Source organism: Streptococcus suis, assembly GCF_002960425.1.
Classification (GTDB): domain Bacteria; phylum Bacillota; class Bacilli; order Lactobacillales; family Streptococcaceae; genus Streptococcus; species Streptococcus suis_S.
On the sequence record NZ_POIZ01000028.1, the window covers coordinates 1 to 20,760 of the forward strand.

A 20,760-nucleotide genomic window follows, 5' to 3' on the forward strand; every position below is an offset into this window, starting at 1 on the left:
CCTCTCAACATTAATAGTTCATCGTTTATCAAGCCTGGTGATTGTATGGCGTGAGATAATTCATGAATATCTTCATGTGGCATACGATCAAACTTGCGTTTTTGACTTTCCTGTTTACGAATTCGATCCTTCATTCGATTTCTGAACTTGACTTTGAAATAACAATACAATTGAACTTGTTCATCAACTAACCACGGTTGTTCTTCCAATAATTCAAACAAGGTCATCATTCCTTCTTGTTCCCAATCATCGCAATCCCATAGTTTAATGTAAAACTCTTTTCGAGCCTTGGTTACAATTCCTTTGACACTTGCGTACACTTTTTCGAATTTCATTACTTAATCTCCTTTGGTTGATGGGTTAAGTTTATCGAAAAGTGTTGGCTTTCTACAGGACATTTTTGTCTTGTAGACTTTAAATCAAGGTGATTTACTATGGATACTTTATGACAAGACGGATATTTTGTTTTATGCGCTGTTTTTCTACCATTTGTCAAGCTTTTCAAGGTATTTGACGAAGATATTTTGAATTCAGTAGTCAAATGAAATTTCTATAATGAAGTTAGCCACCTTACCTTAGTCAAGAATTAGATGTTTCACTATGTTTGAGTAAGTTGATGATTTCATTTGATAATAGCTTCAAGGGTGCCTGCTGTCAAATGAAATCTGACGTAAGGTATAAGAAAACACCTCTGTGCTATACTTGAAGTTCGCCACAAACACAAGGAAAGGCATAGATATGCAAGAACATTACCCAAAAGGGAAACATTTGACAATAGATAACCGCCGCTTGATTGAACAGTGGAAACTTGAAAATATGTCCAATCGTGAAATTGCAGGCTTGTTAGGAAAGGTCCCTCAAACGATTCATAATGAAGTCAAAAGAGGTACAACTTTACAACAAGTGAGAAAAGGGCTATACAAAAAGGTCTATTCTGCCGATTACGCACAAACTGTTTACCAATCCAATCGAAAACGGTCGGTGAAAAAGTTAATTCTAACAAAGGAAATCAGAGAGATGATCTTACACTATCATAAGCAAAAATTTTCGCCTGAAATGATGGTTAAGAAGAAGCAAGTGAAAGTTGGTATTTCAACCATCTACTACTGGTTTCATAATGGTCATTTAGGATTGACGAAGGCCGACATGCTTTATCCCAGAAAAAGAAAAGGTGTCAAGAAGCAAGCCAGTCCGAACTTTAAGCCGACTGGTAAATCTATCGAAGAACGTCCTGACGTTATTAATCTTCGCTTGGAAAACGGTCATTATGAAATTGATACCGTCCTACTGACTAAGATAAAAAATTATTGCCTGTTAGTCTTAACCGACCGGCGGAGCAGACACCAAATCATCCGTCTGATACCTAACAAAACCACTGAGTCAGTCAATCAAGCACTGGAGGGAATCTTGAGGGAACATCGTATCCTGTCTATAAGTGCCGAAAACGGTACAGAGTTTAGTCATCTGGCTGAAGTGTTTCCCGAGGAATATATCTACTCTTCATGGGAGAGGGGGAACGAATGAAAATCACAATCGATTGATTCGGAGATGGTTACCAAATGGAACCATGAAAACGACCCCGAAAGAAGTCGCTTTTATCGAAAATTGGATTAACAACTACCCTAAAAATTCTTGGACTACAAGTCGCCGAGTGCATTTCTAGCTGGTGGCTAATTTAAACTAGAAATTCAGGGAATTTATTTTAAAATTGAGAAAACTGATAGCCTTTTTGATTAGCTATTATTTTCCTGCAAGGCTAATAAGTATTTTTCTTCACCCATACCTCTGGCTTTCAGGCCTTCTTTCGCACAGGCAACCAGTTCTCTGGATAGTTTCCATAGGATTTCTCGTTCCATTTTTGTAAGACATTTTACTGAGAATTGTTTGCGAAGATGCTTATAATCTCTGCCAAAAAAGTCAAAGAAGTCTGTCTCTTCTAGTATTTTTTCAAATTTTTCTAAATTTACAAGCAAGCCTAATTGGAAAGCCGTTGGCGCAAATGTGCTTTCAAAGGGCTGTGTACAGATACTTCGAAATTCAACTGTTCCTCTCTTGGTTAATTCTTGATAATGATAGGAACGATGGCTCTTTAAATCGTCAATGTGAGGACTAAACTCTATTTGCTTTCCAGTTGCCGAATAAGCTGTTATGTTTTTATTTTTTAAATACTCTTTAATCCTAATGGGATGAAAGTAATAATACCCCTTGTTACGCTCAATATAGAACATGGCCGTTCTTTTCTGAAACTCAAGGTAGTCTGTTTCTGTATTGAAATCCTCAGGATAAACCCCGACATTATCCTCAATCAAGCCATGCATAGAGGCTTCCCAAAAATAATCACGGCTTACTGTCATATCTGCAAAATCTTCGAACTCAGAATTAGCAAATAGATAAGCTTTGACAGCCTCAATCTTATTAAATGCGTTAAGAACTCTTAGATAATTTTTCCTAGATACATCAAATTGGACCTGATTACCACATATGATGCCCGCGTAATCTGTATATTGGTGCATGTGAGGATAGTTTGCAGATAGTTTTAAATAATCCATAAGCATGCGATAACGCCCTGTAGCCACAGGTCTATGGTCATTTAGTTTCCAATTTGGATTGATGCCCACTCCCTGCAATTCATGATGGTACAAGCCTAAAAAACGCTGAATTTGGTCCAAATATACTTCAAAACGCTTTTCTATATCCTGAATGTACCTTGCTTTGGCAAATGCAAGCTCAAGTGTATTATAAGTTACTTCAAAGAGAATTAAATCACCTTCCATACTGACGATTTCTATCGGGCACCCATCCTCATCAAACTTTACTACATTAAACTCTTCTTTGCTTGAAAGATATTCCATTAAGTCTTTAGCTACTTTAATCGAGGTTTGTCCCCCCTCTTTGTTCACTATTGGATATTCAAGTTCAATGCCAATAAATAACTCTGGATTATCCTTCATTTTGGAAAGATAGTATTCTTTAAAGAAGTTTGTAATTTCTGCCATGTGTTCTCCATTCATTCTTTAAAGTATATCAAATTTTATGCAAAAATAAAACGCCTGCTTACGAAATTATTCTATATTAGAGTAATTTCGTAAACAAGCGTCCAATCAATATGATGAGTGTTACCGCTGGGAAAACCCAGCGGCAGACCAGAGCTAGACTAAGGATTTGAAACAAATCCCATCATCATAACACTCAACAAAATTGATGATCTTATACAAGTTCGATAATTGCCATTGGGGCAGCATCACCACGACGTGGTTCTGTTTTGAGGATACGAGTATATCCACCATTGCGTTCTGCATAACGAGGTGCAATTTCAGAGAACAATTTTTGAAGTACAGTAGTAGCTGTGTACTTATCAGTTGCTTCATCATAGTTTTCAGATGCAATTTCGTTACGAACAAATGCAGCAGCTTGACGACGTGCGTGCAAGTCACCACGTTTACCAAGTGTGATCATTTTTTCAACTGTTTTACGGATTTCTTTAGCACGAGCTTCAGTTGTAACGATTGATTCGTTGATCAAAAGGTCAGTTGTCAAATCGCGCAACATTGCTTTACGTTGTGAGCTAGTGCGTCCTAGTTTACGGTATGCCATGATTTCCTCCTATATTATTTATCTTTCTTCAATCCTAGACCCAAGTCAGCCAATTTAACCTTGACTTCTTCAAGACTCTTACGGCCAAGATTGCGCACTTTCATCATTTCTGGCTCAGTTTTCTCTGTCAAATCAAATACAGTGTTAATTCCTGCACGTTTCAAACAGTTGTATGAGCGAACAGAAAGGTCCAATTCCTCAATCGTACGATCAAGCATACGATCATCTGATGTCACTTCAGCTTCTTTCATAACTTCAGCAGATTTCGCTACTTCTGTCAAATCAGTGAATAGACCTAAGTGCTCCATCAAAATACGCGCAGAAAGACCAAGTGCATCTTCTGGTATAATGGTACCATTTGTGTTGATTTCAAGTGTTAATCTGTCAAATCCATCGTTACTACCAACGCGAGCTGGTTCTACTTGATAGTTGACTTTTTTCACTGGCGTGTAGATAGAATCCACCGCAAGTGTTCCCACTGGTGCATCATCTTTCTTATTGCCTTCAGCTGGCACATAACCACGGCCTGAATTAACAGTCAAGGTTGCTCTAAAGCTTGCACCTTCAGCAATAGTGAATAGATAATGATCAGGGTTAATAATTTCAATGTCACTGTCAGTAAGAATGTCACCTGCTGTTACTTCAGCCGGACCTACTACATCAAGTTCAATCGTCTTTTCGTCTTCGACATAAGATTTTACAGCAATGCCTTTGATGCTAAGAATAATTTGCATAACATCTTCACGGACACCTGGAACTGTGTCGAATTCGTGGAGTACGCCATCAATCTTAATTGATGTTACTGCAGCACCTGGTAGTGAAGCAAGAAGTACACGACGAAGAGAGTTACCAAGAGTTGTTCCGTAACCACGTTCTAATGGTTCGATGACAAATCTGCCGTAATCTTTATTTTCATCAATTTTTGTTATTGTTGGTTTTTCAAACTCAATCATTTCTTACTCCCTCTTAAACGAAAAGCTGTGTATGGATTGTATGATTATACACGGCGACGTTTTGGAGGACGAGCACCATTGTGTGGTACAGGAGTCACATCACGAATTGCTGTTACTTCAAGACCAGCGGCAGCAAGAGCGCGGATAGCAGACTCACGACCTGAACCTGGGCCTTTAACGGTAACTTCAACTGTTTTAAGACCGTGTTCTTGTGCAGATTTAGCAGCAGCTTCAGCAGCCATTTGAGCGGCAAATGGTGTAGATTTACGAGAACCTTTGAAACCAAGAGCACCAGCTGATGACCAAGCAATCGCGTTACCATGCACATCAGTAATCATAACAATAGTGTTATTAAATGTTGCGTGAATATGAGCAATACCAGATTCGATATTCTTTTTCACACGACGTTTACGTGTTGGTTTAGCCAATTTTTCTACCTCCTATTTTATTTTTTCTTACCTGCGATCGCAACAGCTTTACCTTTACGAGTGCGGGCATTGTTTTTAGTGTTTTGTCCACGGACAGGAAGTCCACGACGGTGACGGATACCACGGTATGAACCGATTTCCATCAAACGTTTGATGTTCAAGTTAACTTCACGACGGAGGTCACCTTCAACTTTGATTGCATCAACTTCACGACGGATAGCGTCTTCTTGATCAGGTGTCAAGTCTTTTACGCGAACATCTTCTGAAATACCTGCAGCAGCAAGAATTTTCTTAGAAGTTGCGAGACCGATACCGTAAACATAAGTCAATGAAATAACTACACGTTTGTCATTTGGAATGTCAACTCCAGCAATACGAGCCATGTTTTCTCCTTTCTATTTCTTAACCTTGACGTTGCTTGTGTTTAGGGTTTGCTGGGCAAATCACCATAACACGACCATTACGACGAATAACTTTGCAGTATTCGCAAATTGGTTTGACCGATGGTCTTACTTTCATGTCTAATCCCTCCAAGTATTTCGACTATTTAAAGCGGTATGTGATACGTCCACGTGTCAAGTCGTATGGACTAAGCTCAACAGTTACGCGGTCACCGACCAAAATACGAATGTAGTTCTTACGGATTTTACCAGAAACAGTTGCAAGGACTTGGTGTCCGTTTTCCAACTCAACAGTAAACATAGCATTTGGCATTGTATCAACTACTTTGCCTTCAATTTCAATCACATCTTCTTTTGCCATGCAAAAGTAACCCCTCTCTAAATATCGATTTGATGCCCTCTGAACACAGAGGTAACAATTATAAGTCAGACTAGGCTATTTTATCATCTTTCCTAGAAAAATGCAAGCCAAATCTATTAAGTTTATTGCAATTTTGACAACACAGTATCAATTGCTTGGAAAACAAGTTCGATGTCTTGATCGCCTTCGATATCATGTACCAAACCTTTGGCACGATAGTGATCAATAATCGGTTGGCCTTGCGCAATGTTCACTTCTAAACGGCGTTTGACAGATTCTGGCTTATCGTCTTCACGTTGGTAGAAATCTTCCTCTTTGTAATCTCCAACTGGTGGATTGAATACCTTATGGAAGGTTTCCCCTGTTTCTTTATGAATGATACGACCACTTAAGCGCTCAACCAATTTGGATGGATCAATCTCAATATTGATAACCCCTTGCAACTCGATACCTAGCTCTGCTAAGTTAGCATCTAGTGCATGGGCTTGCTCGATAGTACGTGGGTAACCGTCCAACAAGAAACCTTTTTCTTTAATATCATCTTGAACCAAGCGCTCTTTGACAATGCCATTAGTAACTTCATCTGGTACTAAATCGCCCTTGTCAATATAAGACTTAGCCAACCCCCCCATCTCAGTCTGATTAGCCATCGCTGCACGGAACATATCACCTGTAGAAATATGAGCAACATTAAATTTCTCAACAATCTTAGCCGCCTGTGTTCCTTTACCAGCACCTGGTAAACCCATAATTAAAAGATTCATGACAAACTCCTTATTTTGTTTTCACATAAATTTGCCACCATTGACAAACTTATCTAAAAACAAAATAGAAGGTTGACGAGGTCAACCTATATTCTATTCTGTAATTTCTAAGAAACCTACATATTTTCTCTTAAGAAGGTAGCCTTCCAACTGCTTAATGCCTTCGATACTTGTTGAAATCAGGATAATCAAACTTGTACCCAGGAAGGCAATATTCGAAGAAAGCCCAAAGAGATTTTGTGCAAGGATTGGCAAAAGTGCGATAAAGCTTAAGAATACTGCACCAATAGCAGCTAATCGTTTTAACAACTTCGACAAGAATTGCTCTGTCCCATTACCAGGTCTTACACCATGGATATAGGCAGCGCTCTTTTGCAAACTTTCTGCTGTTTTTTCAGGATTAACCTGAACAAAAGTATAGAAGAAAGTGAACAAGATAATCAAAGCTGCATATACAATCATCCCTTTGACTGTTGAATAATCAAAGTATTCTTGAACCGCCATTAACCAACCTGCACTTCTGTTCTGACTTGCAAAGTATTGAATCAAGGAGGTTGGAACTGCAGTGATAGAACCTGCAAAGATTACGGGAATAACTCCTGCTGGATTCAATTTTAAGGGCAAATAAGAACTAGAAGGTGCACCTTGAGCACGTTTTGTGTACTGAATAGGTAGTTTGTATTCGGCTTGTTGTACAAAGGTTGTAAAGTAGACAACAAAGAGTATTAAGATAATGAGTGCTGTGACGAAAATCGCTGACTCACCCAAACGACTAGATTCAATATTGACAAAACGGTCGATGTAAATCTCATAAAAAGTTCCTGGCAAGGATGAAATGATACCTGCAAAGATAATCATCGATGTCCCATTACCATAGCCTTTTTCAGAAATTTGTTCTCCTAACCAAGTAACAATAACCGAACCAGTTGTCAAAATTGAACCGATTAACAAATAGGTTTGCCAGTTGAGAGGCATATTGGTCAATTTTGCACCTGATAGGACATTGAAACCTGCTGTGATACCGATAGACTGAACAAATGCCAGTACCAAAGAAATGTAGCGGGTCGCTTGATTTAATTTTCGGCGACCAACTTCACCCTGTTTGCCCCACTCTACAAATTTAGGCAAAATATCCATCTGTAAGAGTTGAACAATGATAGAGGCCGTTATGTAGGGGCTGACCCCAAGGGCAAAAACCGAGAAGTTTCGCATTGCGTTACCAGAAACCAAACTTAACATATTCAAGAATGGTACATTTGATAAGGCTTCAAGACTTTTTGCATTGACCCCTGGCACTGTAATATGAGTACCAATTCGGAAAACCAAAAGGATAAAAATGGTAAATAGAATTTTACTACGTACCAATTTTATTTTCAAGGCATCCTTTAAAAGTTTAAAAAACATAGGCTGTCACCTCTTAGATGACTTCTACTGAGCCACCTTTAGAAGTGATTGCTTCTTCAGCTGATTTAGAGAATTTAGCAGCTTTAACTGTCAATTTCTTCGTCAATTCGCCGTTACCAAGGATTTTGATACCTGATTTTTCAGCTTTAACGATACCAGCTTCGATAAGTACAACTGGTGTTACTTCAGCACCATCTTCAAAAGCGTTCAATTGATCAAGGTTAACGATTGCGTACTCTTTAGCATTGATGTTTGTGAAACCACGTTTTGGAAGACGACGGAACAATGGAGTTTGTCCACCTTCAAAACCTGGGCGAACACCGCCACCGCTACGAGCTTTTTGACCTTTTTGACCACGGCCAGAAGTTTTACCGTTACCTGATGATGTACCACGACCTACACGGTTGCGGACTTTACGAGAACCTGTTGCAGGTTGCAATTCATGAAGTTTCATTATTTTTTCTCCTCTTTTATATGCTAGCGCCTGTGGATTACAAGAGTCTTTATCCACAAACTCGCTTCTTTTTGAAAATTGACTAGAAGTCGCAAAGAATTCTCTGCGACTTAGTCCGTTTGTATATCTTGAAGTTACTTAACTTCTTCAACAGTTACCAAGTGAGAGATAGCGTTCACCATTCCAAGAATAGCTGGGTTATCTTCCTTAACAACTGAAGAGTTCAATTTACCAAGTCCAAGTGCAACAACTGTTTTACGTTGTTCTGGTTTGCGACCGATTGGAGACTTAGTCAAAGTGATTTTAATTTGAGCCATGAGTATCTCCTTTCTTATGCCAAATCAGAAACTGAAATGCCACGAAGTGCAGCCACTTCTTCAGCACGTTTCAACTGTTTCAAACCTTCAACTGTTGCGCGAACGATGTTGATTGGTGTGTTTGAACCAAGTGACTTAGAAGTCACATCTGCGATACCTGCCAATTCAATTACGGCACGAGTTGCACCACCGGCAGCAACCCCAGAACCTTCTGAAGCAGGTTTCAACAATACACGAGCGCCGCCAAATTCTGAGCGAACTTCGTGTGGAATTGTTGTACCAACCATTGGTACCTCAATCATGTTTTTCTTAGCAGATTCAACTGCTTTACGGATAGCTTCTGGTACTTCTTGAGCTTTACCAGTACCGAAACCTACGCGACCGTTACGGTCACCAACAACCACAAGAGCTGCAAAACGAAGACGACGTCCACCTTTAACAACTTTTGTAACACGGTTGATGGCTACTACGCGTTCTTCAATTTCAACTGCGTTATCTTTGAATGCCATTTCTTAGTGTCCTCCCTATTAGAATTTCAATCCGTTTTCACGAGCTGATTCAGCCAAAGCTTTCACACGTCCGTGATAGAGATATCCACCGCGGTCAAAGACCACTTCAGAAATACCTTTAGCTACCGCGCGTTCAGCAACGAGTTTACCTACAACAACAGCTTGTTCTGTCTTAGTACCTTTTGAAACTTCTTTATCAAGAGTAGAAGCGCTTGCGAGCGTTACACCCGCTACGTCATCAATCACTTGAGCGTAGATGCCTGTATTAGAACGGAAAATGTTCAAACGTGGGCGAGCAGCAGTTCCAGAGATTTTACCGCGAACGCGACGGTGGCGTTTTTGGCGGATTTTGTTTTTATCTGGTTTTGAAATCACAATATTCACCTCTTAATGTATGATTCTGTTTCTTACGAAACAATTTGAGAAATAGTCAGCCAGGTGGCTAAGCCACCTCAGCAAGCTATTATTTACCTGTTTTACCTTCTTTACGGCGAACGAATTCACCAACGTAGCGGATACCTTTACCTTTGTATGGCTCAGGAGCGCGAAGGCTACGGATGTAAGCTGCTGTTTGACCAACAACTTCTTTGTTGATACCAGACACGACGATTTGTGTTGGTGTTGGAACTTCAAATGTAATACCTTCTGGTGCAACCACTTCATCTGGATGTGATTTACCAACAGCAAGTGTCAATTTGTTACCAGCCAATTGAGCACGGTAACCGACACCACGCATTTCAAGTTCTTTTTTGAAGCCTTCAGAAACACCAACAACCATGTTGTTGAGGTTAGCACGGCTAGTACCGTGAATAGTCTTCATTTCTTTTGAATCGTTTGGACGGTGAAGAGTTACTTCTGCACCTTCCACACGGATTTCAATAGCAGTTGGGAATTCACGAGTCAATTCCCCTTTAGGTCCTTTTACAGTTACCACGCCGTTGTTTTGAGCAAGCTCAACACCAGCAGGCAATGTAATTACTTTATTACCAATACGTGACATATTTTTTAATTCTCCTGTTAAATTATCAAGCCGTCGAGCGACTAGTTTTCACGGGGTCTCATTTAAACACGGACTTTAGCCCGCGTTCGAATGAGCGGGTTTCATGATCGCATTTGAGAAGCAATCATGCTTTTAGGTTTCAATTTCTAAATGTGCCAAGGCAGAGCGACACAGGCTATACTCGAGTATGCCAAGGCGCTCTAACACAGGCACATGACGAAATTGGGAGCTAAAAGATTACCAAACGTATGCGATAACCTCACCACCAACGTTCTTTTGACGAGCTTGTTTGTCAGTCAAAAGACCTTCTGATGTTGAGATGATTGCGATACCAAGTCCGTTAAGAACTTTTGGAATATCTTCACGTTTTGAGTAAACACGAAGACCTGGTTTTGAAACGCGTTTCAAGTTAGTAATAACTTTTTCACCGTTTGGTCCGTATTTCAAGAATACACGGATGATGCCTTGTTTGTCATCTTCGATGAATTCAACGTTTTTCACAAAACCTTCGTTTTTAAGGATTGTAGCAATACCTTTTTTGATGTTTGATGCAGGAACTTCAAGCACTTCGTGTTTTGCTTGGTTAGCGTTACGAATACGTGTCAAAAAATCTGCAATTGGGTCAGTCATAACCATTTGTTGTTTCTCCTCTCACTAGCAGTTTGATCTAGTCACTTGCTAGTTAATGTGTGCCTGATAGGCAATGCAAAGTTTGAATTTGCTAGTATGATGCTATTGCATCCTAACATTTGAACTCAGGCTACGGCCTGTGTGAAAAAGATAACTCTATCTAGAACGCAAGCGTTCTTCGCTAGAGTTCCTATTTTCACTTTGTCCGTCACGCCCTTAGTATCATGTTTTAATTGAGTTCGAGCTACAACCTTAGCAAAGAAGATAGATTTTCCTAGAAGTAAACTTCATCGTCAAATCTCCAATCTTTGCGTTGGTTGCTAAACGCTCTCACATCTTATCTTACCAAGAAGCTTTTGTTACGCCAGGAATTTGTCCAAGGTAAGCCAAGTCGCGGAAGCATACACGGCACAATTTGAATTTGCGGTAAACTGAGTGTGGACGTCCACATTTTTCACAGCGTGTGTAAGCTTGTGTAGAGAACTTAGCTGGGCGTTTGTTCTTAGCGATCATTGATTTTTTAGCCATTTATTCTCTCCCTCTTATTTTGCAAACGGCATACCAAGGCCAGTAAGCAATGCACGTGATTCTTCGTCAGTGTTAGCAGTTGTAACGATAACGATATCCATACCGCGAGTTTTATCAACATCGTCGAAGTTGATTTCTGGGAAGATCAATTGCTCTTTCACACCAAGTGTGTAGTTACCACGTCCGTCGAATGACTTAGTTGGTACACCGTGGAAGTCACGTACACGTGGAAGTGAAACTGTAACCAATTTGTCCAAGAACTCATACATACGTTCGCCACGAAGAGTTACTTTCGCACCGATCGCAACACCCTCACGAAGACGGAAGCCGGCGATTGATTTCTTAGCTTTAGTGATAAGTGGTTTTTGACCTGAGATCAAAGCCAATTCTTGAGCAGCTTTCTCAAGGTTTTTAGCGTTAGAAACAGCGTCACCAACACCCATGTTCAAAACGATCTTATCAACTTTTGGCACAGCCATAACTGAAGAATAGTTAAATTGTTCAGTCAAAGCAGGAACTACTTCATTAAGATATTTTTCTTTTAAACGATTTGCCATTATACTTCTCCTTTCCTTCGTGATTAATCAAGCACTTCGCCTGATTTTTTGTTGTAGCGAACTTTTTTGCCATCTACAAACTTGTAACCAACGCGTCCTGCAACACCATTTTTGTCAAGAACTTGAACGTTTGACACATGGATTGGAGCTTCTTTTTCAACGATAGCACCTTGAGGGTTTTCGCTGTTTGGTTTTTGGTGTTTCTTAACGATGTTAACACCTTCAACAATAACTTTGTTTACTTTTGGAAGTGCTGTTACGACAAGAGCTTCAACGCCTTTGTCTTTACCAGCGATTACGCGAACTTTATCGCCTTTTTTTACAAACATTTGATTTCTCCTATGATTTCTTACGCCCTAATGGGCACCCTGGTTAGTAATGTAACCAGGGGACTTAGTTTGTTAGATTTTAAATTAAAGTACTTCTGGTGCCAATGAAACGATTTTCATGAAACCGCCATCACGCAATTCGCGTGCCACTGGGCCAAAGATACGAGTTCCGCGAGGGTTTTTGTCTTCACGGATGATAACTGCAGCATTCTCATCGAATTTGATGTATGAACCATCAGCACGACGAGCACCTGTCTTAGTACGAACGATAACGGCTTTAACAACGTCACCTTTTTTAACCGCACCACCAGGAGTAGCTTGTTTTACTGAAGCAACGATGATGTCGCCGATGTTCGCGAATTTACGTCCTGAACCACCAAGAACTTTGATTGTCAAGATTTCACGTGCGCCACTGTTGTCAGCAACTTTCAAACGAGTTTCTGTTTGAATCATGTCAATTTTCTCCTTTCAGGTTGATTAAATGATAACTGCCTCTTCCACAACTTCTACAAGACGGAAGCGTTTTGTAGCTGAAAGTGGGCGAGTTTCCATGATACGAACGATATCACCTTCTTTAGCAACATTGTTTTCATCATGAGCTTTGTACTTTTTAGAGTAGTTAATACGTTTACCATAGACTGGGTGGTTACGTTTAGTTTCAACTACAACTGTGATTGTTTTGTCCATTTTGTCAGACACTACGCGTCCAACAAGAACTTTACGATTATTGCGTTCCATTGAAATTCTCCTTTCCCAATCTATTATTTAGTTTCAGATTGCACAGTTTTGATACGTGCAATTTGTTTCTTCACTTCGTTCAAACGAGCAGTTTGCTCAAGTTGACCAGCAGCAGCTTGGAAACGAAGTTCGAAGAGTTCTTTCTTCAATTCGTTTTCTTTCTTAGCAAGTTCTTCTTGAGAAAGGCCACGAAGTTCTTTTACAAAATCTTTAATTTCTTGAAGTTTCATGTCTTCTCCTTATTCTGCTTCACGTTTTACGAATTTAACTTTAACTGGCAATTTGTGACCAGCAAGGCGGAATGCTTCGCGTGCAATTTCTTCAGAAACGCCAGCTACTTCAAACATAACCTTACCGCGTTTAACTGGAGCTACCCAACCTTCAGGAGCACCTTTACCAGAACCCATACGTACACCGATAGCTTTAGCAGTGTATGATTTGTGTGGGAAGATCTTAATCCAAACTTTACCACCACGTTTCATGTAACGCGTCATAGCGATACGGGCAGCTTCGATTTGGCGGTTTGTAATCCATGAGCTAGTAGTTGCTTGAAGACCGTATTGACCAAAGTCTACTTGTTTTCCACCTTTAGCTTCACCGCGCATTTTTCCACGGAATTCACGACGGTGTTTTACACGTTTAGGTACTAACATTTGTTATTTACCTCCTTTAGTGTTTTTACGAGCTGGAAGAACTTCACCACGGTAGATCCATACTTTGATACCAAGTTTACCGTAAGTTGTCAAAGCTTCTTCCCAAGCGTAGTCGATATCCGCACGAAGTGTATGAAGAGGAACAGTTCCTTCTGAATAGCCTTCTGCACGGGCAATATCAGCACCGTTCAAACGACCAGAAACTTGTGTTTTGATACCTTTTGCACCAGCGCGCATTGCACGTTGGATAGCTTGTTTTTGAGCACGGCGGAACGCCACACGTTGCTCCAATTGACGAGCGATTGACTCACCAACAAGGTGTGCATCCAAATCAGGTTGTTTGATTTCGATGATGTTGATGTGTACTTGCTTACCAGTCAATTTGTTCAATTGAGCACGAAGTGCATCAACGTTACTACCAGCTTTACCGATAACCATACCTGGTTTAGCAGTGTGGATAGAAACGATAACTTTGTTTACAGCACGTTCGATTTCGATTGTTGATGTTGACGCATCAGCCAATTCTTTTTTGATAAAGTTGCGGATTGCAAGATCTTCATGAAGGTAATCCGCGTATTCTTTTTCAGCATACCATTTAGCATCCCAATCACGGATGATGCCAACACGCATACCAATTGGATGTACTTTTTGACCCACGTTTTTACCTCCTTATTTCTCTGCCACAACTACAGTGATGTGAGCTGTGCGTTTGTTGATTGGTGAAGCAGAACCTTTCGCACGTGGACGGAAACGTTTCAACGTTGGCCCTTCGTTTGCGAATGCTTCGCTGACTACCAAGTTAGCTTTTTCCAAACCAAAGTTGTTTTCAGCGTTAGCGATTGCTGAGTTCAAAACTCCCTCGATAATGCCTGCAGCTTTGTTTGGTGTGAATTTCAAGATTGCGATTGCGTCTGCTACGCTTTTGCCACGGATGTTATCCAAGACAAGACGTGATTTACGAGGTGAAACACGTACTGTGCGAGCAGTTGCTTTAGCTGAAGTAATTTCTGCCATTGTGTTTTCCTCCTAAATTATTTACGACGAGTTTTCTTGTCGTCAGCAGCATGACCTTTGTAAGTACGAGTTGGTGCAAATTCACCAAGTTTGTGACCTACCATGTCTTCTTGAATGTATACAGGTACATGTTTACGTCCATCGTAAACTGCGATTGTATAACCGATGAAACTTGGGAAGATCGTTGAACGACGTGACCAAGTTTTAATTACTTTTTTCTTTTCGTCATTTGCTTGAGCTTCAACTTTTTTCATCAAATGCTCATCGACGAAAGGTCCTTTTTTAAGACTACGTCCCATTTTAGTATTTTCTCCTTTAAAATATGTACCACAGCGGCTTGCCCGCTTTGCGGGCTACCGAGTTGGCGGATGATATAGAATGCTATGCAACTAAGAATAGATTATTTTTGGTTGCGACGACGAACGATAAGTTTGTCAGATTTAGCTTTCTTGTTACGAGTTTTCAAACCAAGAGCTGGTTTACCCCATGGTGTAGATGGTGCTTTACGACCAACTGGTGCTTTACCTTCACCACCACCGTGTGGGTGATCGTTAGGGTTCATCACAGAACCGCGAACTGTTGGACGGATACCTTTCCAACGGCTACGACCTGCTTTACCAAGGTTAACAAGGCCATGTTGTTCGTTACCTACAGTACCAACAGTAGCACGGCAAGTACCAAGGATCATACGAACTTCACCTGATTGAAGGCGAACAAGAACGTATTTACCTTCTTGACCAAGAACCTGTGCAGATGCACCGGCAGCACGAACCAACTCACCACCGCGACCTGGTTTCAACTCGATGTTGTGAACAACAGTACCGACTGGGATGTTTGCAAGTGGAAGTGCGTTACCAACTTTGATATCTGCTTCTGGGCCTGAAACGATGCGTTGACCAACTTCAAGTCCTTTAGGAGCAATGATATAAGCTTTAACACCGTCTGTGTAGTGTACAAGAGCGATGTTTGCTGAACGGTTTGGATCGTATTCGATCGTTTTAACGATTGCTTCAACGCCATCTTTGTTACGTTTGAAGTCTACCAAACGGTAGAAACGTTTGTGACCGCCACCTTGGTGACGAACAGTGATGCGACCGTTGTTGTTACGACCAGCTTTGCTCTTCAAAGCAACAAGCAAGCTTTTTTCTGGAGTGCTTGTTGTGATTTCAGCGAAGTCCAAAGAAGTCATGTTACGACGGCCATTTGTCGTTGGTTTATAAACTTTAATACCCACGTTAATTCCTCCTTTGATTATTCAGCGTCAGCTGTAGCGAACAATTCAATCGCTTTTGAATCAGCAGCCAATGTGATGATTGCTTTTTTCACTTTGTTTGTGCGACCTACATAACGACCTACGCGTTTTGTTTTAGGTTTCACATTGATTGTGTTAACATTCGCAACTTTAACACCCTCGAATGCAGCTTCAACGGCTTGCTTGATCAAGAGTTTGTGTGCACGAGTGTCAACTTCAAATACATACTTGCCTGCTTCGAGTTGGCCCATTGAGCTTTCTGTGATGACAGGTTTTTTGATAACATCATACAAATTCATTATGCAAGAACCTCCTCAATTTTAGAGATAGCTGCTTGAGTTACAAGAAGTTTGTCTGCATTTGCGATGTCAAGTACGCTTGCAGTTGTTGCAGTTGCAACTTTAACTCCTGGGATGTTACGAGCAGAAAGAGCTGCGAATTCGTTGCCTTCTTCAAGAATAACAAGGACTTTAGAATCAATGCTCAATGCTGCAAGCACTTTTGCAAATTCAGCAGTTTTTGGAGCTGTGAATTCAAGTGAGTTAACAGCTACAAATTTGTTTTCAGCAACTTTTTCTGAGTAAACAGATTTAAGTGCCAAGCGACGAACTTTTTGTGGAAGTTTGTACGCGTATGAACGTGGAGTTGGTCCGAAGACTACGCCACCGCCACGCCATTGTGGTGAACGGATAGAACCTTGACGAGCACGTCCAGTTCCTTTTTGACGCCATGGTTTGCGTCCGCCACCTGAGACTGCTGAACGGTTTTTAACTGCGTGAGTACCTTGACGAAGGCTAGCACGTTGGCTGATGATCACATCAAATACAACTGCTTGGTTTGGCTCGATACCAAAAATCGCATCGTTAAGAACTACTTCACCAGCTTGTTTACCAGTTTGGTCAAATAATGTTACGTTTGCCATTTCGACTGATTTCCCCTTTCCTTATTATTTACCAGCTTTAACTGCTGACTTGATAGTGATAAGAGATTTCTTAGCACCTGGTACGTTACCTTTGATAAGGATAACGTTCTTTTCTGGAACAACTTGTACAACCTCAAGGTTTTGAATTGTTACACGGTTGCCGCCCATGCGACCTGCAAGGTTTTTACCTTTGAATACACGGCTAGGTGCAATAGGACCCATAGAACCTGGACGACGGTGGTAACGAGAACCGTGAGCCATAGGACCACGTGATTGACCATGGCGTTTGATAACACCTTGGAAACCTTTACCTTTAGATGTACCAGTTACATCAACAACATCACCAGCTGCGAAAGTTTCAACTGTAATTTCTTGTCCAACTTCCAAGCCTTCAATGTTTTTGAATTCACGAATGAAGCGCTTAGGAGCTGTGTTAGCTTTAGCTACATGGCCTTTGGCAGGTTTGTTGCTCAATACTTCACGTTTGTCATCAAAACCAACTTGAACTGCAGCATAACCATCAGTTTCAACTGTTTTCACTTGAAGAACAACGTTTGGAGTTGCTTCGATGACAGTAACAGGGATAAATTCACCAGATTCAGTGAAGATTTGAGTCATTCCCACTTTTTTCCCTAAGATTCCTTTTGTCATGAGAAAAATATTCCTTTTCTTATTTTTATAGTTAAAAAGTTTTTAACGAGCGTTTTTTATGCTCAAATCAAGTTTCTGAGTTTTGCTCGCGACTTGATTACAATTTGATTTCTACGTTTACACCACTTGGAAGATCCAATTTCATCAAAGCATCAACTGTTTTTTGAGTTGGGTTGATGATGTCGATCAAACGTTTGTGTGTACGCATTTCGAACTGCTCACGAGAATCTTTGTACTTGTGAGTCGCACGGATGATTGTGTAGAGGCTACGTTCAGTTGGAAGCGGAACTGGACCTGCTACTTGAGCACCTGTACGAGTTGCAGTTTCAACGATTTTTGCAGCTGCTGTATCAAGTGTACGGTGTTCGTACGCTTTCAAGCGGATGCGGATTTTTTTGTTTGCCATCTTTTTCTCCTTTTCGTCTATTTAAGATAATAGGCTAGCTCCACAAGAAAACCAACACGTGTTGCGTGGCAATGCAACCGAGCGTGTCGCAACCTCTTGCATCAAAGCTACAGCCGTAATTTTTACGGCACTAGAACATTCTATCAAATTATATTGTGCATTGCAAGAGTTTTTACTTAAAAATTTAAAAATCCCAAAACTTCTGTTTTGGGAGGCGGTTCGTATATTTTATCGCCATTATTCTTATAGCATTAGTAGAAAACAATCATCGAAAGTCCTTTAAATGTTCTTGTAAATCTCTAAGCATATTCTTACGACCATTGAAACTCTGACCACTAATTAGTTTTTCATAATTTTCCAATTGGTCCATGGACAAATTTTTCCGATAATCTCTCAAGGCACCTCTCAACAACAATAGCTCGTCATTGACTAAACCTGGCGATTGTATTACTTGTGATAGTTCATGTATGTCTTCATGAGGCATTCGGTCAAACTTGCGCTTTTTACTTTCCTGTCTGCGAACATAGTCCTTAATCCGATTTCTGAATTTAACCTTGAAATAACAATACAACTGGGCTCTTTCCCCAATCAACCATGGTTGATCCTCCAATAATTCAAACAAGGTTATCATGCCTTCCTGCTCCCAGTCATCTCTGTCCCACAGTTTGATATAAAACTCTTTACGAGCCTTGTTAACAATTCCTTTTACGCTATCATACATCTTTTCAAATTCCATCATCCTATCTCCTTTGTTTGATGGTTTAAGTTTATCGAAAAGAGCTAACTTTCTACAGGACATTTTTGTCTACTAACTTAGTAAATATGATTTATCAATTGTATTTTATTGTAAGTTGGCCATTATTAAATCCAATTCTTCTTTGATTTTAGTGTTATTTTTATGAGCTTCCATAAGAAAAAATCGTTAGAAATATCATTCTAACGACTTTAGCTTGTGATTTATATAAAAACCAAACCATAATCTTCTTTATAAGACTAATGTTTCGACTTCACATTCTGTTTCTTGGCGCAGGCTGAAACAGTCTATCCCCAGACTGTTTCCTCGCTATCCTATTTCTCGGCTCGGGCTGAAACAGTCTCTCCCCAGACTGTTTCACTCCCCCAGACCTTAATTCGTTCTTCTATTTTCATGCTCATGATTCAAGCTCCACCGGACTTGGTTTTGCTCTCCTATTTTCAAGCAAAAGATAAAAAGGTCCACTGGACCTTAATTCGCTTTCTTGTTTTCAGGCTCATGATAAAAAGGTCCACTGGACCTTTTTATTCCTCCATAAAGCTGTTGAAGACTTCTTCAATCATATCCCATTCTGCTGTTGCGTCTTCTGGGATTGGTTGGAGGTCGCCTTCTGTGCCGTTCTCATTTTCAATGTATGAGTAGGCTTGAATTTCAACTTCTCCGTTCTCATCTTCTTCTGCGCTTGCAGGAATTAAGAGAACGTAGTTTTTACCAAATTCTTCTTGACCGTCAATTGTCAATAAAATTTCAAAAAGTGTTTCATTACCTTGGTCGTCTACCAAAGTAATCAATTCACGTTCGTCGTGATTGTGGTCGTGTTCATGGTCATGATGATGTGCCATTAGTATCTCCTTTAAAATGTTCTATCTAAATAATTTTGTAAAATCAGCTGGGCTGCTAATTTGTCGATAACTTTTTTACGTTTTCCGCGACTGATATCTGCCTGCTCAATCAGCATGCGCTCTGCCGCTACGGTTGTTAACCGTTCGTCCTGGTAATCAACTGGTAGTTTGTATTGTTCAATCAATAAATTTCCATAGGCCTGACTAGCTTCGACACGAGGTCCGCTAGTATTATTCATATTCTTAGGTAGGCCTACAACAAACTTATCAACCTTATATTGTTCAACCAACTCAGTTAAACGTTGAAAACCAAATTCACCCTTTTCTTCGTCAATTGGGATGATTTCCAAACCTTGAGCTGTAAATCCCAAGGGATCTGAAATAGCTACTCCAACCGTCTTTGAACCGACATCTAATCCCATTATTCTCATTAGAGGTCAATCCCATTCCCTTTCAGGTAGTAACGCACCAATTCTTCGATGATTTCATCGCGTTCATGTTTGCGAATTTGATTGCGGGCATCATTGTAGCGAGGAATATAAGCAGGGTCCCCACTTAATACATAGCCAATGATTTGGTTGATTGGATTATAGCCTTTTTCCTCCAATGAACGATAAACACTGGTCAAGGTTTGACTAATTTCTTGCTTATCTGTGTCATCCAGACGAAAGCGAACTGTTTCTTCTGTGAATCCCATACTTACACCTTCTTTCAATTTTTATTCATCTTCATTATATCATATTTCCAGAGCAAGCACAAAGAAAGTGTAAAAAGAACCCTGAAACAGAGTTCTTCCTCACTCTTATAAGGCTGCTCGCATACGAGCTTGAGCGTTCTCTACATTGCGAACCGCTCGTGGTAAGAAGGCGCGAATGTCATCTTCTTTATATCCAACCTGCAATCGTTTCTCGTCAATCAGAATTGGACTTTTCAAAATACGTGGATTAGAAGTAATCAAGTCAATCACTTCATTGACACTCAAATCTTCGATATCAAAGTCCAAACTCTTAGCATAGCGATTTTTTGACGATACAATACTTGCAATGCCATTTTCCGTCTTGGTCAAGATATTTAAAATTTCTTCCTTGGTGATTGCCTCTTTAGCTAGGTTATGTTCGTTATAGGACAATTGATGGGCATTCAACCAGTTCTTTGCTTTCTTACAAGAAGTACAACTAGATACTGTATAAATTTTAATCATGTAGTCACTCCTTTGCTACATCTTAGTAAGCACATTATAAACTATTATACCACAAATTCCATCCGTCTGTAGACCTATTTTTAAAAAAACTTTAAATT

At 40.2% G+C, this 20,760-nt stretch carries 36 protein-coding genes and 1 pseudogene; 1 reads left to right on the plus strand and 36 read right to left on the minus strand.

The genetic code is table 11. The features are described from left to right. Positions 1-335 (minus strand): sigma-70 family RNA polymerase sigma factor (locus tag C1G57_RS02640; protein WP_105113650.1); only part of this gene is annotated, 335 nt, incomplete at its 3' end. A 403-nt stretch (positions 336-738) separates the two neighbouring features. On the opposite strand from C1G57_RS02640, the pseudogene C1G57_RS02645 reads away from it, so the two are divergent. Continuing rightward, positions 739-1,674 (plus strand): annotated as a pseudogene (locus C1G57_RS02645) (IS30 family transposase). Positions 1,675-1,733: 59 nt separating this feature from the next. Here C1G57_RS02645 and C1G57_RS02650 read toward each other — a convergent pair. The 35 genes from C1G57_RS02650 to spx all read right to left on the minus strand — a co-directional run bounded on the left by C1G57_RS02650 (position 1,734) and on the right by spx (position 20,662). Beyond that, the gene (locus C1G57_RS02650) at positions 1,734-2,996 is read right to left on the minus strand and encodes a gamma-glutamylcysteine synthetase (protein WP_105113651.1); all 1,263 of its coding nucleotides are present in this window, start codon (positions 2,994-2,996) and stop codon (positions 1,734-1,736) included. A 211-nt stretch (positions 2,997-3,207) separates the two neighbouring features. After that, positions 3,208-3,594, minus strand: a complete 387-nt coding sequence (rplQ, locus tag C1G57_RS02655) for a 50S ribosomal protein L17 (RefSeq protein WP_105113652.1) — start codon at positions 3,592-3,594, stop codon at positions 3,208-3,210. A 14-nt stretch (positions 3,595-3,608) separates the two neighbouring features. Further along, positions 3,609-4,547 carry a DNA-directed RNA polymerase subunit alpha gene (locus C1G57_RS02660; protein ID WP_105113653.1) on the minus strand — a complete coding sequence of 313 codons (939 nt, stop codon included), beginning with the start codon at positions 4,545-4,547 and terminating at the stop codon, positions 3,609-3,611. 44 nt (positions 4,548-4,591) lie between these two features. Next, positions 4,592-4,975 (minus strand): 30S ribosomal protein S11, encoded by a 384-nt coding sequence (gene rpsK, locus C1G57_RS02665; RefSeq protein ID WP_057491590.1) that lies wholly within the window; start codon positions 4,973-4,975, stop codon positions 4,592-4,594. Positions 4,976-4,992: 17 nt separating this feature from the next. Continuing rightward, positions 4,993-5,358, minus strand: a complete 366-nt coding sequence (gene rpsM / locus C1G57_RS02670; protein WP_099832346.1) for a 30S ribosomal protein S13 — start codon at positions 5,356-5,358, stop codon at positions 4,993-4,995. 19 nt (positions 5,359-5,377) lie between these two features. Further along, the gene (gene rpmJ / locus C1G57_RS02675) at positions 5,378-5,494 is read right to left on the minus strand and encodes a 50S ribosomal protein L36 (protein ID WP_001808836.1); all 117 of its coding nucleotides are present in this window, start codon (positions 5,492-5,494) and stop codon (positions 5,378-5,380) included. A 24-nt stretch (positions 5,495-5,518) separates the two neighbouring features. After that, entirely contained in the window at positions 5,519-5,737 is a 219-nt protein-coding gene (gene infA, locus C1G57_RS02680) for a translation initiation factor IF-1 (RefSeq protein ID WP_002936627.1), read from the minus strand. A 122-nt stretch (positions 5,738-5,859) separates the two neighbouring features. Then, complete coding sequence (locus C1G57_RS02685; protein WP_105113654.1) at positions 5,860-6,501, minus strand: adenylate kinase; 642 nt, start codon at positions 6,499-6,501, stop codon at positions 5,860-5,862. A gap of 93 nt (positions 6,502-6,594) precedes the next feature. Beyond that, positions 6,595-7,905 carry a preprotein translocase subunit SecY gene (gene secY / locus C1G57_RS02690; RefSeq protein WP_105113655.1) on the minus strand — a complete coding sequence of 437 codons (1,311 nt, stop codon included), beginning with the start codon at positions 7,903-7,905 and terminating at the stop codon, positions 6,595-6,597. A 13-nt stretch (positions 7,906-7,918) separates the two neighbouring features. After that, the gene (rplO, locus tag C1G57_RS02695) at positions 7,919-8,359 is read right to left on the minus strand and encodes a 50S ribosomal protein L15 (RefSeq protein ID WP_002936637.1); all 441 of its coding nucleotides are present in this window, start codon (positions 8,357-8,359) and stop codon (positions 7,919-7,921) included. Positions 8,360-8,493: 134 nt separating this feature from the next. Continuing rightward, positions 8,494-8,676, minus strand: coding sequence for a 50S ribosomal protein L30 (rpmD, locus tag C1G57_RS02700; RefSeq protein WP_002936638.1), 183 nt, complete (start codon positions 8,674-8,676; stop codon positions 8,494-8,496). Positions 8,677-8,690: 14 nt separating this feature from the next. Beyond that, positions 8,691-9,185 carry a 30S ribosomal protein S5 gene (gene rpsE / locus C1G57_RS02705; protein ID WP_002936639.1) on the minus strand — a complete coding sequence of 165 codons (495 nt, stop codon included), beginning with the start codon at positions 9,183-9,185 and terminating at the stop codon, positions 8,691-8,693. 18 nt (positions 9,186-9,203) lie between these two features. Further along, entirely contained in the window at positions 9,204-9,560 is a 357-nt protein-coding gene (gene rplR, locus C1G57_RS02710; RefSeq protein ID WP_002936641.1) for a 50S ribosomal protein L18, read from the minus strand. Positions 9,561-9,648: 88 nt separating this feature from the next. Continuing rightward, positions 9,649-10,185 carry a 50S ribosomal protein L6 gene (gene rplF / locus C1G57_RS02715; RefSeq protein ID WP_004195502.1) on the minus strand — a complete coding sequence of 179 codons (537 nt, stop codon included), beginning with the start codon at positions 10,183-10,185 and terminating at the stop codon, positions 9,649-9,651. 237 nt (positions 10,186-10,422) lie between these two features. Beyond that, positions 10,423-10,821, minus strand: a complete 399-nt coding sequence (gene rpsH / locus C1G57_RS02720; protein ID WP_002936647.1) for a 30S ribosomal protein S8 — start codon at positions 10,819-10,821, stop codon at positions 10,423-10,425. Between the two features lie 336 nt (positions 10,822-11,157). Then, positions 11,158-11,343 (minus strand): type Z 30S ribosomal protein S14, encoded by a 186-nt coding sequence (locus tag C1G57_RS02730; RefSeq protein ID WP_002936651.1) that lies wholly within the window; start codon positions 11,341-11,343, stop codon positions 11,158-11,160. Positions 11,344-11,357: 14 nt separating this feature from the next. Continuing rightward, entirely contained in the window at positions 11,358-11,900 is a 543-nt protein-coding gene (gene rplE, locus C1G57_RS02735) for a 50S ribosomal protein L5 (RefSeq protein WP_002936653.1), read from the minus strand. A gap of 23 nt (positions 11,901-11,923) precedes the next feature. Continuing rightward, entirely contained in the window at positions 11,924-12,229 is a 306-nt protein-coding gene (gene rplX, locus C1G57_RS02740; RefSeq protein WP_014637292.1) for a 50S ribosomal protein L24, read from the minus strand. Between the two features lie 84 nt (positions 12,230-12,313). After that, positions 12,314-12,682, minus strand: a complete 369-nt coding sequence (rplN, locus tag C1G57_RS02745) for a 50S ribosomal protein L14 (protein ID WP_002936658.1) — start codon at positions 12,680-12,682, stop codon at positions 12,314-12,316. Between the two features lie 24 nt (positions 12,683-12,706). Then, positions 12,707-12,967 (minus strand): 30S ribosomal protein S17, encoded by a 261-nt coding sequence (gene rpsQ, locus C1G57_RS02750; protein WP_000440801.1) that lies wholly within the window; start codon positions 12,965-12,967, stop codon positions 12,707-12,709. A 23-nt stretch (positions 12,968-12,990) separates the two neighbouring features. Continuing rightward, a complete protein-coding gene (gene rpmC, locus C1G57_RS02755; protein WP_002936659.1) occupies positions 12,991-13,197 on the minus strand; it encodes a 50S ribosomal protein L29 in 207 nt (68 codons plus the stop codon). A 9-nt stretch (positions 13,198-13,206) separates the two neighbouring features. Then, positions 13,207-13,620, minus strand: a complete 414-nt coding sequence (gene rplP / locus C1G57_RS02760; protein WP_002936660.1) for a 50S ribosomal protein L16 — start codon at positions 13,618-13,620, stop codon at positions 13,207-13,209. Between the two features lie 3 nt (positions 13,621-13,623). Then, the gene (gene rpsC / locus C1G57_RS02765) at positions 13,624-14,277 is read right to left on the minus strand and encodes a 30S ribosomal protein S3 (RefSeq protein WP_044689746.1); all 654 of its coding nucleotides are present in this window, start codon (positions 14,275-14,277) and stop codon (positions 13,624-13,626) included. 12 nt (positions 14,278-14,289) lie between these two features. Next, positions 14,290-14,634 (minus strand): 50S ribosomal protein L22, encoded by a 345-nt coding sequence (gene rplV, locus C1G57_RS02770; protein WP_002936662.1) that lies wholly within the window; start codon positions 14,632-14,634, stop codon positions 14,290-14,292. A 17-nt stretch (positions 14,635-14,651) separates the two neighbouring features. Then, on the minus strand, positions 14,652-14,933 hold the full coding sequence (gene rpsS / locus C1G57_RS02775) for a 30S ribosomal protein S19 (RefSeq protein ID WP_000533766.1): 282 nt from the start codon (positions 14,931-14,933) through the stop codon (positions 14,652-14,654). Positions 14,934-15,034: 101 nt separating this feature from the next. After that, the gene (gene rplB / locus C1G57_RS02780) at positions 15,035-15,868 is read right to left on the minus strand and encodes a 50S ribosomal protein L2 (RefSeq protein WP_002936663.1); all 834 of its coding nucleotides are present in this window, start codon (positions 15,866-15,868) and stop codon (positions 15,035-15,037) included. Between the two features lie 17 nt (positions 15,869-15,885). Beyond that, positions 15,886-16,185: a 50S ribosomal protein L23 gene (locus C1G57_RS02785; RefSeq protein ID WP_004195491.1), complete on the minus strand. Its 300-nt coding sequence runs from the start codon at positions 16,183-16,185 to the stop codon at positions 15,886-15,888. Further along, the gene (rplD, locus tag C1G57_RS02790; protein ID WP_004195490.1) at positions 16,185-16,808 is read right to left on the minus strand and encodes a 50S ribosomal protein L4; all 624 of its coding nucleotides are present in this window, start codon (positions 16,806-16,808) and stop codon (positions 16,185-16,187) included. Before rplD ends, C1G57_RS02785 begins: the two co-directional genes overlap by 1 nt. A 24-nt stretch (positions 16,809-16,832) precedes the next feature. After that, positions 16,833-17,459 carry a 50S ribosomal protein L3 gene (rplC, locus tag C1G57_RS02795; protein WP_004195488.1) on the minus strand — a complete coding sequence of 209 codons (627 nt, stop codon included), beginning with the start codon at positions 17,457-17,459 and terminating at the stop codon, positions 16,833-16,835. Positions 17,460-17,556: 97 nt separating this feature from the next. Then, positions 17,557-17,865, minus strand: a complete 309-nt coding sequence (gene rpsJ, locus C1G57_RS02800) for a 30S ribosomal protein S10 (protein ID WP_002939332.1) — start codon at positions 17,863-17,865, stop codon at positions 17,557-17,559. Positions 17,866-18,130: 265 nt separating this feature from the next. Continuing rightward, positions 18,131-18,604 carry a sigma-70 family RNA polymerase sigma factor gene (locus tag C1G57_RS02805; RefSeq protein WP_238139119.1) on the minus strand — a complete coding sequence of 158 codons (474 nt, stop codon included), beginning with the start codon at positions 18,602-18,604 and terminating at the stop codon, positions 18,131-18,133. Between the two features lie 539 nt (positions 18,605-19,143). Continuing rightward, on the minus strand, positions 19,144-19,461 hold the full coding sequence (locus C1G57_RS02810; RefSeq protein ID WP_004195480.1) for a DUF1292 domain-containing protein: 318 nt from the start codon (positions 19,459-19,461) through the stop codon (positions 19,144-19,146). Positions 19,462-19,472: 11 nt separating this feature from the next. Beyond that, positions 19,473-19,892, minus strand: coding sequence for a Holliday junction resolvase RuvX (gene ruvX, locus C1G57_RS02815; protein ID WP_105109788.1), 420 nt, complete (start codon positions 19,890-19,892; stop codon positions 19,473-19,475). Beyond that, positions 19,892-20,158 (minus strand): IreB family regulatory phosphoprotein, encoded by a 267-nt coding sequence (locus C1G57_RS02820; RefSeq protein ID WP_029177693.1) that lies wholly within the window; start codon positions 20,156-20,158, stop codon positions 19,892-19,894. Before C1G57_RS02820 ends, ruvX begins: the two co-directional genes overlap by 1 nt. Positions 20,159-20,263: 105 nt before the next feature. Next, the gene (spx, locus tag C1G57_RS02825; RefSeq protein WP_029177692.1) at positions 20,264-20,662 is read right to left on the minus strand and encodes a transcriptional regulator Spx; all 399 of its coding nucleotides are present in this window, start codon (positions 20,660-20,662) and stop codon (positions 20,264-20,266) included. Positions 20,663-20,760: the final 98 nt, after the last annotated feature.